The sequence below is a fragment of the Arcicella gelida genome (assembly GCF_034931025.1).
In the GTDB taxonomy this organism is placed as follows: domain Bacteria; phylum Bacteroidota; class Bacteroidia; order Cytophagales; family Spirosomataceae; genus Arcicella; species Arcicella gelida.
Map to the genome: position 1 here is coordinate 1 of NZ_JAYGIL010000057.1, position 10,210 is coordinate 10,210.

9 protein-coding genes are annotated in these 10,210 nt (G+C 35.4%); 5 read left to right on the forward strand and 4 right to left on the reverse strand.

Going from position 1 to position 10,210, the window contains the following annotated elements; all coding sequences use genetic code 11:
* Nucleotides 1–172: 172 nt before the first annotated feature.
* The 4 genes from ilvN to ilvD form a co-directional block, all read right to left on the reverse strand.
* Nucleotides 173–703, reverse strand: coding sequence for an acetolactate synthase small subunit (gene ilvN, locus VB776_RS24095; protein ID WP_184134927.1), 531 nt, complete (start codon nt 701–703; stop codon nt 173–175).
* Nucleotides 704–823: 120 nt separating this feature from the next.
* Nucleotides 824–2,566, reverse strand: coding sequence for a biosynthetic-type acetolactate synthase large subunit (ilvB, locus tag VB776_RS24100; RefSeq protein ID WP_323699403.1), 1,743 nt, complete (start codon nt 2,564–2,566; stop codon nt 824–826).
* A 76-nt stretch (nt 2,567–2,642) separates the two neighbouring features.
* Complete coding sequence (locus VB776_RS24105; protein WP_323699404.1) at nt 2,643–3,101, reverse strand: DUF6036 family nucleotidyltransferase; 459 nt, start codon at nt 3,099–3,101, stop codon at nt 2,643–2,645.
* A 251-nt stretch (nt 3,102–3,352) separates the two neighbouring features.
* Complete coding sequence (gene ilvD / locus VB776_RS24110) at nt 3,353–5,035, reverse strand: dihydroxy-acid dehydratase (RefSeq protein ID WP_323699405.1); 1,683 nt, start codon at nt 5,033–5,035, stop codon at nt 3,353–3,355.
* 802 nt (nt 5,036–5,837) lie between these two features.
* Here ilvD and mgrA point away from each other — a divergent pair.
* The 5 genes from mgrA to VB776_RS24135 all read left to right on the forward strand — a co-directional run bounded on the left by mgrA (nt 5,838) and on the right by VB776_RS24135 (nt 10,094).
* The gene (gene mgrA / locus VB776_RS24115; protein ID WP_323699406.1) at nt 5,838–6,845 is read left to right on the forward strand and encodes an L-glyceraldehyde 3-phosphate reductase; all 1,008 of its coding nucleotides are present in this window, start codon (nt 5,838–5,840) and stop codon (nt 6,843–6,845) included.
* Between the two features lie 115 nt (nt 6,846–6,960).
* Nucleotides 6,961–7,947, forward strand: coding sequence for an aldo/keto reductase (locus VB776_RS24120; RefSeq protein ID WP_323699407.1), 987 nt, complete (start codon nt 6,961–6,963; stop codon nt 7,945–7,947).
* Between the two features lie 108 nt (nt 7,948–8,055).
* Complete coding sequence (locus VB776_RS24125; RefSeq protein WP_323699408.1) at nt 8,056–8,820, forward strand: ThuA domain-containing protein; 765 nt, start codon at nt 8,056–8,058, stop codon at nt 8,818–8,820.
* A gap of 666 nt (nt 8,821–9,486) precedes the next feature.
* Nucleotides 9,487–9,807: a hypothetical protein gene (locus VB776_RS24130; protein ID WP_323699409.1), complete on the forward strand. Its 321-nt coding sequence runs from the start codon at nt 9,487–9,489 to the stop codon at nt 9,805–9,807.
* Nucleotides 9,808–9,878: 71 nt separating this feature from the next.
* The gene (locus VB776_RS24135) at nt 9,879–10,094 is read left to right on the forward strand and encodes a PIN domain-containing protein (RefSeq protein WP_323699410.1); all 216 of its coding nucleotides are present in this window, start codon (nt 9,879–9,881) and stop codon (nt 10,092–10,094) included.
* Nucleotides 10,095–10,210: the final 116 nt, after the last annotated feature.

A 10,210-nucleotide genomic window follows, 5' to 3' on the forward strand; every position in this document is an offset into this window, starting at 1 on the left:
AAGTCAAATAAAATTGTATTTTTTTAATAAATCACCGTAAGTGAAATGAAAAATCCACCCAGAATATGAGTGGATTTTATTCTAAATCAATATCGAAAAACAATTTTCAAGGGAAGCCTTTTTTGATTAAAAATGTATTATTTTCTTAACCAATCTTATAATTTCTGTGGCTCTATACAATTTCCCATTCATGCTCTGGAAGATATTCTACTAAACCTTTTTCAGTTTTGCCAACGGCTACTCTTCCAGATTTTAAATATTCTAAAATTTCCCAGTTTTTCATGTACTGATAAAACTCTGCGATTTCAGTTTCTGTGCCGTTCTTTTCAATCACCACGTAGTCGAGTCCCCAGTGAACTACTTTCGCATTCCAATCAAGGTTAATTTCTTTAATATTCAAAGGCGAACCGCCAAGTGGCGTTGCTAATTTGAAAAGAGCAATTTCGTTGAAAACAATTTCATGGTCCAAGTAACCAAAAACTGCCAATACGTCAACTACTTTACGAATTTGACGAACCAATTTTTCAACAGCCTCACGGCTTTCGTGACGAATTACAATGGTAAATCTTGAAACGCCTTTACGTTCGGTTTCGCAAACATTCAAGGATTCAATATTTAATCTTCTCCTTGTAAAAATAATGGTAATTCGATTCAACAAACCAATGGTATTGGTTGTAAAAACGGATAATGTGTATGTTGTCATTTTTAACTTCTAAATTTAGATTTTAGCTAACAGAATAAACCGTGATTAGAATAATCTGAGAAAAATGATTGCTGATTTCAAAAATCACTCTATCAGCAATCACTCATTCACTCAATAAATTTACTCTAATCTAATTGCCGAAACACTTGCTCCTGCTGGTACCATTGGGAAAACGTTTTCTTCTTTTTCACAAATGATTTCTAACAAATAAGGTTTATCAGAAGCCAATAAAGTATCTAAAGAATCTGACAAATTCGCTCTGTCACTAACAGTATGTCCTGCAATACCAAAGCCTTTGGCAATCGTGATAAAATCTGGGTTTTGTAATTCTACAAAAGAGTAGCGTTTTTCAAAAAACAATTGTTGCCATTGGCGAACCATTCCTAAGAAATTATTATTCAAAATAATAATCTTCACAGGTAATCCACTTTGGGCAATCGTTCCTAATTCTTGAAGTGTCATTTGGAAGCCACCATCACCAATAATAGCAATTACTTCACGGTCTGGTGCACCAACTTTAGCGCCAAATGCTGCTGGCAAAGCAAAGCCCATCGTTCCTGCTCCACCAGAAGTAACCAGTGAATTCCAAGTATTGTATTGATAATAACGATTTGTAACCATTTGGTGTTGACCAACATCTGTAACGGTTACTGCTTCACCTTTTGTTTTATTAGAAAGCATCGTAACGGCCTCTCCCATTCTGATTTTGTCGCCATCATGGAATACGTCACGTTTTGTAATTTTTTCAAATTCAGCTTCGTCGTACTTCTTAAATTCAGCTTTCCATGCTTCGTGTTTTCGCTCTTTTACTAGTGGTAATAAGGCTTTTAAAGCTTGTTTAGCATCGCCAATTACAGGAGCATCAGCAAACACATTTTTATTGATTTCAGCTGGGTCAATATCAATATGAACAACTTTTGCTTGCTTGATAAATTTTGATAAATCACCTGTAACACGGTCATCGAAACGCATACCAATGGCAATGATTAAATCAGCTTCATCTGTTAACACATTCGCACCATAATTTCCGTGCATACCCAACCAACCAATATAATTAGGATGGTCTGATGGCAATGCCGACATACCCAATAATGTTGTAGCAACAGGAATATCCGTTTTACGAACAAAATCATCAAATTCTTGCTGTGCATTAGCAATAATAATACCGTGTCCAGCAAAGATATAAGGCTTTTGTGCAGCATTAATCAATTTGGCTGCAGCTTCTACTTGCTCTTGTTTTGGCGTAAGTCGAGGACGATAACTTACAATTTCAGTACAAGGTTTGTATTCAAAAGGAATCGTCATCAAATCTGCTTGTGCAGTACGAGTAATATCTAATAAAACAGGACCCGGACGACCAGACTCAGCAATGTAAAAAGCCTTTGCCATTGCTTCTGGAATTTCGTTAGGATCAGTAATTTGATAATTCCACTTCGTTACTGGCATCGACATCCCGATGATATCACATTCTTGGAAAGCATCAGTTCCTAATAAATTCGCTTTTACTTGTCCAACCAAACAAACCATTGGCGTTGAATCTAATAAAGCATCAGCAATTGGTGTCATTAAGTTAGTAGCTCCTGGACCAGAAGTTACCATGGCAACCCCAGCACGACCTGTCATACGAGCATAACCTTGTGCTGCATGACCAGCACCTTGTTCATGACGGACTAAAATATGTTTGATTCTATCTTGATAATCATAGAGGGCATCATACGTTGGCATGATTGCGCCACCCGGATAACCAAAAATGGTTTTTACATTATTTTCTACCAAGCATTGCATGATTGCTTGCGCTCCTGTCAAAAACTTGGCAGGTTCAGTTTTCTGTTCCTCTACGGTCATGGTTTGTGAGTTTTCCATGGTTATTAAATTTCTTTATTTGTAATGAATAAATGTCAGATTGTGGTTTTGTTAGTCTAATCTATTAATGGCTTTCTTATTTTTTCAAATTTTCAATATCATTCAAATCTCTTGGACGACCAGCTGCTTTTTTTGCTAAAATCAAATCATCATAATGTATCAACTTTATACTTAATTCACTATCTATTTGATAATCAACATACTTTTCAAAAGAGTCCTTAAATATTAAGCCTTTAACATTGGTGAGTATTTCTATTGATACTGGTGGTCTTCCAAAAGTAAAGACATCAATTAGAGGATTATTTAAAAAGTTATCAATCGTCATATCAAAAATTGGCATGCCAAAATCTGCAAATGCTTTAACTATTCTTTCATAATTCTCCTTTGTTTTTTCAGCCCATAAATCCATATCACCTGTTGTGCGAGGATAACCGTGTAGTATTACAGAATATCCTCCTACCAACAAATATTTTACTTCGTACTTGTTAAAAGCTTTAAGAAAGTCTTGAAAGTCCTCATTAAAAATATTACTCATAAGTGTTTTCTATATGAAAAAAGAGTTTTGTCCATTTTAGGAGGATTCTTAATGTCAAAATTATAAGAGATACTATTTAGATAAAATGATGCTTCTAATCGTTCTATAATAGTTTTATCCTTCCAAAAATTTCGGTTATCACCACTTTCTAAATGGCTTCCCATCTTAAAAAAGTTACGATCTAATTTCATATACTTCTCTTAGTTTTTTAATTATCGAGAGCTTTCAAAATATGAATTAATGCTAAATTCCTACAAATCCGTAACACAGCCGTCGCTTGCTGATGATACGTTTTTCACGTATTTACGCAAAACACCTTGTTTAAATGGAGACTCAATTGGCTTCCAAAGTTTACGTCTTTCTGCTAATTCTTCGTCTGAAACGTGTACGTGAAGAATATTATTTACGGCATCAATTGTAATTAAATCTCCGTCTTTTACTAAACCAATATTTCCGCCTACTTGGGCTTCTGGAGTAACGTGACCAACAACAAAGCCATGTGTACCACCAGAGAAACGTCCGTCGGTAATCATCGCAACTTTATTTCCTAAGCCTGCCCCCATCACTGCAGAAGTTGGTTTCAACATTTCTGGCATTCCTGGTCCACCTTTTGGTCCTTCGTTACGAATCACAATTACTTGTCCTTCTACAATTTCTCCTTTTTGTAAAAATTCAATTACTTCTTCTTCACATTCACACACTTTGGCTACACCTTCAAATTTCTCTCCTTCTTTTCCTGTGATTTTTGCAACGGCACCACCTGTGGCCAAATTGCCATATAAAATTTGTAAGTGACCAGTTGCTTTGATAGGCTCAGTTAAAGGTTTGATAATCTTTTGAGTTTCAAAATTGATTTCAGGAGTTTCAGCCAAGTTTTCAGCAATTGTTTTACCCGTAATGGTCATACAGTCACCGTGTAATAAACCTTCTTGTAATAAGTATTTCATTACTGCTTGTACACCGCCAATTGCCAACATATCTTCCATATAATATTTTCCAGATGGTTTTAAGTCAGCGATGAGTGGAGTACGGTCTGAAATATCTTGAATATCTTTCAATGTAAAATCAACTTCTGCGGCACGTGCTATTGCCAAATAATGAAGTACAGCATTCGTAGAGCCTCCCATTGCCATTACAACAGTCATCGCATTTTCAAATGCTTTACGAGTCATAATATCACGTGGACAAATGTTTTTCTCTAACAAGTTTTTCATTGCAGCACCGATTGCTAAACACTCGGCTTTTTTACCTTCGTGAGTTGCTGGATATGATGAAGAGTTTGGCAAAGTCAAGCCCATTGCTTCCATCGACGAAGCCATTGTGTTGGCTGTGTACATACCGCCACAAGCACCGGCTCCAGGAATTGCATTTTTGATTACTCCTTCATAATCTTCATCAGAAATATTGCCTGCAAATTTTTTCCCTAAAGCTTCGAAAGCCGAAACGATGTCTAATTTTTGTCCTTTGTATTCTCCAGAACGAATTGTTCCACCATAAACCAACATCGCTGGGCGGTTTAAACGGGCAATCGCCATCATTGCACCTGGCATATTTTTATCACAACCTACTACGGCAATTACGCCGTCGTACCATTGTGCTCCAACTACATTTTCGATTGAATCTGCAATTAAATCACGAGAAGGTAATGAATAAGACATCCCATTGTTTCCATTCGTCATCCCATCAGAAACCCCAATTGTATGAAAAATCAAACCTACCATGCCATTTTCTTGGATTCCTTTTTTCACATGAACCGACAAACCATTGAGGTGCATATTACAAGTATTTCCTTCATAACCTGTACTGGCGATACCAATCTGGGCTTTTTGCATATCTTCAGTAGTTAAACCAATGCCGTATAACATTGCTTTTGCTGCTGGGTTTGTTACTTCTTGCGTAAGGGTTCTTGAGAATTTGTTTAGTTCTTGTGACATCTTGAATTGAAATTGTTTTGAATCAGCATTTAGTGTTTTCACTAAATTGTAACATGATTACTTGGTTAATTTATTTTATCAAAAATGAGATTTGTACTTTATCTGCTTTTTTTACATTTTTCTAAGAATTGAAATCCTTTTAAACAAAAGACCTTTCTCCGGTGTGAGAAAGGTCTTGGTATAGTAAAAATATCAAACCGTCTCACACCTGTTGGGGGAGTAGAATAATCACTAGGACGATATTGATAATTTGATTGAACATCTTTTCTTAGAATTTTTCTAGCGAAATTTCGCTATTTTTTCTTTGTTTACTTGACAAATATACAGGAGTTAATTTCTTAATTCCAAAGAAACACCAAATAATATTTTAGTAATAAATACTTATACCAATTATTATTTTCTGAATAAACCTTTAGCTTCAAAAGATAATTCTTTAAATAGTTAAAATCATTAGGTTTTATTTTGCAAAACTTTTAAGATTCCAGAGAAAATATTTTTATACAAATTACCGATTTTTCATTTAGCGAAAATTCGCTAAATGAAAAATCGGTAATTAATTTCAGTGTTTGATTTCAATATTTTAATACTTGAAGGCAAAATCAGAAAGTATAACAATTCGGTAAGCTTTAGAAATCTAAATAAACAATGATAAAGCCTATCAAACTACATGGCTATTTATATTACATTTGTATAATGCGAAAACAGCTCGTATTTGTTTTCAATTGAAAACGGTTTACAAAATATCTAAGCATTATTTCAACTATTAATTAACGATTTCAAAACTTCCCTGAATTTTATTTAAATGACTTATCTTGCAAATCCTACTCGCTACGACCAAACGGGTAGCCGTCCGATGGAATTTCGCCGTTGTGGCAATAGTGGCTTACAATTACCTGCTATTTCTTTAGGTTTATGGCATAATTTCGGTGGTGTTGATGTCTTTGAAAACTACCGTGCTATTCTTCAAACAGCTTTCGATAATGGTGTCACGCACTTCGATTTAGCCAATAATTATGGTCCGCCTCCGGGTTCTGCCGAAGAGAATTTTGGTGTAATCATGAAAAAAGACTTCATCCCTTATCGTGATGAACTCGTGATTTCTACCAAAGCTGGTTACTTGATGTGGCCTGGTCCTTACGGCGATTGGGGTTCAAAAAAATACTTGGTGTCTAGTCTCGACCAAAGTTTAAAACGCATGGGATTAGACTATGTGGATATTTTCTATCATCACCGTCCAGACCCAAATACGCCATTAGAAGAAACAATGGCGGCTTTGGACTTAATCGTCAGACAAGGAAAGGCTTTATATGTTGGTATTTCTAATTATCAAGCGGAAGAAGCCGAAAAAGCCATCGCCATTCTGAACAGATTAGGTACTCCTTGTTTAATTCATCAACCAAAATATTCGATGTTTGAACGCTGGGTTGAAGGTGGCTTATTAGATGTACTCGGTCGTGAAGGCGTGGGTTGTATTCCTTTCTCACCTTTAGCACAAGGACTTTTAACCGATAAATATTTAAAAGGTATTCCAAGTGATTCGAGAGCTTCTAAAGCACATGGCTTTTTACAAACCAGTCAAGTGACGCCAGAAGTACTTGCTAAATTGGAAAAACTCAATGCAATTGCTCTGGAACGTGGACAATCTTTAGCACAAATGGCTTTGGCTTGGTTATTAAAAGATGCAAGAGTTACTTCGGTGTTGATTGGTGCAAGTAGAGTTTCGCAGTTATTAGATTCTTTAGATTGCTTGAAAAACAAAAATTTCAGTCAAGAAGAATTAACTAAGATTGAAGAGATTTTGAGATTTTAGCTATGAGCCGTGAGTTTTGAGCTTTTTAAATTGAGTAATTTTAGAAAAAAAGCTCAAAGTCAATATCTCAAGAAACTTTTCTTACAAAAAGATAAACAAAAATAACAATCCAAAAATGCAATATAGAAAGTTAGGAAAAACAGGTTTTGACATCTCAGAAATCAGTTTGGGTACTTGGCAAGTAGGCGGAAAATGGGGTGCTGATTTCAGTCATGAAACAGCAGATGCTATTCTTAACGCTGCTGTAGATTCAGGTATTAATTTTATTGATACTGCTGATGTGTATGGCAATGGTGAAAGCGAAAAAGCAGTTGGAAGATTTGTAAAAACTCGTTCTGAACGCCTTTTTGTAGCTACAAAATGCGGACGACAATTAAATCCGCACGTAAACCAAGCCTATCAACCAGCGGTACTTCGTAAATTTGTGGAAGATAGTTTGACAAACATGGGTTTAGAAACCCTTGATTTAATTCAACTGCACTGCCCGCCGACAGAAGTATATTATCGTCCAGAGATTTTTGAATTGTTCGACCGTTTGAAAGATGAAGGGAAAATATTAAACTTGGGTATCAGCGTCGAGAAAGTAGAAGAAGCGTTGAAGGGCATCGAGTACGATAACGTTACTTCAGTACAAATTATCTTTAATGTTTTCCGTCAGCGTCCTGCTGAATTGTTTTTTGAACAAGCAAAGAAAAAAGACATTGGGGTCATCGTCAGAGTACCTTTGGCGAGTGGTTTATTAACTGGTAAATTCTCTAAAAACTCTACTTTTACAGAAGGCGACCACCGCAATTTCAACCGCAATGGCGAGCATTTCGATAAAGGCGAAACTTTTTCTGGTATCGACTATGAAACGGGTCTTTCGGCAGTAGATGAATTGAAGGCTTTATTTCCAGAACATCCGAATTTAGCACCCATCGCTTTGCGTTGGATTTTGCAACACGATGCAGTAAGTACTGTAATTCCTGGGGCTTCTCGTCCAGAACAAGTATTGTCGAATTTAGATGTTTTCAACATTCCAGCTTTAACGTCAGAACAAGTTTCAAATATCAATCAGGTATATCAAAATAGTATTAAACCATTGGTTCATCACTTATGGTAGTGAACAAACGGTATCAGCAATCTGTAATCCATTAATAGTATCAGATTGCTGAAACATTACAACAATATTCTATTATCTTCTTATTCAACTATCAACTATTTCAAGAAAATGAAAAATAATTTCTTCAAAAGTACTCTTTTGTTTTTGTTGGCTTTGTCATTTACCAGCACAACTTTCGCACAGCAATTTAAAGTGTTGTTATACACTAAAACTGCGGGTTTTCACCATGAATCAATTCATGAAGGCGTAGCAGCGATTCGCCAATTGGCGGCTCGTCATAATTTCTCGGTGACTTGGCAAGAAAATGCTACTGTTTTCAACGATAAAGATTTGGCGAATTTCAGTGCCGTGATTTTCTTAAACACAACTGGTGATATTTTGAATGATGAGCAACAAACAGCATTCGAGAAATTCATTCGTGCTGGAAAAGGCTATGTGGGAATTCATGCCGCATCGGATACTGAGTACGACTGGACTTGGTACACTAAAATGGTGGGTATGATGTTTAAAATTCACCCTGCACAACAAACGGCATATTTGAAAGTTGAAGATTCAAACTTCCCGGGAATGGAGCGTTTCCCTAAAAAATTCCTTTGGACAGACGAATGGTATGAATTTGGCGACCTAAAATCAACAGATTTACATTATTTGATTTCGGTAGATGAAAAATCTTATGAGCCTTATGCAAAATGGGGAACAAACGAAGGAAAAGGCATGGGTAAATTCCACCCAATTTCTTGGTATCATAACTACGACGGCGGTAGAGCATTCTATACTGCTTTAGGACATATTCCATTGACGTTCTCTGACCAAACTTTCTTAGATCATATCTATGGCGGTATTTACTGGGCAGCAACTGGTAAAGGTTTGTAGAACTTATCTGTTTCAATGAATTGATTCGAGTTTATACTTCAAAAAAATCCTCATCTCAACGAGATGGGGATTTTTTGTTTGCCCGAACAACTGCAAAGCTTTGCATTTACAATGATAATACTTTCCAAAATGATTGACCTAATCCGCATTTGTATCTAAGCATTTCTCAACAGAAACAGATTAGATACAAGTGTTTCCAATCATTTTCCAACAGAAACAGATTAGATACAAGTGTTTCCAATCATTTTCCAACAGAAATAGATTAGATACAGATGTTTCCAATCATTTTCTAACAGAAATAGATTAGATACAAGTGTATCTAATCATTTTCCAACTGAAATAGATTAGATACAGATGTTTCTGACCATTTTCCAACAGAAATAGACAAGATACAAGTGTTTCCAAGCATTTTCCAACAGAAATAGATTAAATACAGATGTTTCCAAGCATTTTTCAACAGAAATAGATTAGATACAGATGTTTCCAAGCATTTTCCAACAGAAATAGATTGGAAATAAGCATTAATACGCTCAAGCATTAGGCGTCACAATAATCATTAGAAAAAATTACTAGCTAAAAACTGACGCACTGAACGTATCGTTATTTCTCTTCAAGTATTTACAATAGCCCTTTTTCGTATATTTGCTTTAACAAATCTTGAAGAAAATGGAAGCAATAAAAATAAGTGTCAATAAGCAAATGGATGGTTATACTTTCAGCATTGCACCATCTATCAGAGAACGGATTAAAAGCTGGTTTCCAGACGCTCACCCTGCTAACAATATCTTTGTTTCTTATGATATAAAAAGTGATTTTGAAGTGTATTATGGAAAACTTGAAAGCTATATTTATCCAGCTTTACTTGGAGTCGATAATCAATCAGAATTAAACAAAAAAATCAACGAAATCATGTTTGTTGATACCAAAACGGGAAATGTTTTACATACTCATAAAGTACGAAAAAATCATTTTCAACATATAACATAGTTTAAACAGTTTAAGATAATATTTCAAACAGGATAGAAACTCAACATAAAACCTAAGTAAAGACTGAAAATATGCATTACATATCACTAGATACAAACACATGGATTTATTTAGCTAACGGAACTGAACCTGTTAGACTTCTACATTTCATTAAACAAGAGGTAGAAAGAGGGAATATCACAATTTTACTACCAGAAATTGTTTCAAGTGAATGGGATTTACACAAAGATAAAACCGTAAGGCAAGGAAGTATAAAACACTTCAATGACGTACAAGAAGCACTATGAGGTGGTTCAAAAAAACGGCACACTTTTTTGCATAAAAAATGCGGAAAATGGAATTAAAGAAACCCAAGAAATCACACGCACATTACGAGCCTGATTTTAAAGAGGAAATACTGAGA

Coding starts and splice junctions, on each gene's coding strand:
- ilvB (WP_323699403.1), bottom strand. CDS start 2,566: ATGGAAAACTCACAAACCATGACCGTAGAGGAACAGAAAACTGAACCT.
- ilvN (WP_184134927.1), bottom strand. CDS start 703: ATGACAACATACACATTATCCGTTTTTACAACCAATACCATTGGTTTG.
- VB776_RS24105 (WP_323699404.1), bottom strand. CDS start 3,101: ATGAGTAATATTTTTAATGAGGACTTTCAAGACTTTCTTAAAGCTTTT.
- VB776_RS24130 (WP_323699409.1), top strand. CDS start 9,487: ATGGAAGCAATAAAAATAAGTGTCAATAAGCAAATGGATGGTTATACT.
- mgrA (WP_323699406.1), top strand. CDS start 5,838: ATGACTTATCTTGCAAATCCTACTCGCTACGACCAAACGGGTAGCCGT.
- ilvD (WP_323699405.1), bottom strand. CDS start 5,035: ATGTCACAAGAACTAAACAAATTCTCAAGAACCCTTACGCAAGAAGTA.
- VB776_RS24135 (WP_323699410.1), top strand. CDS start 9,879: ATGCATTACATATCACTAGATACAAACACATGGATTTATTTAGCTAAC.
- VB776_RS24125 (WP_323699408.1), top strand. CDS start 8,056: ATGAAAAATAATTTCTTCAAAAGTACTCTTTTGTTTTTGTTGGCTTTG.
- VB776_RS24120 (WP_323699407.1), top strand. CDS start 6,961: ATGCAATATAGAAAGTTAGGAAAAACAGGTTTTGACATCTCAGAAATC.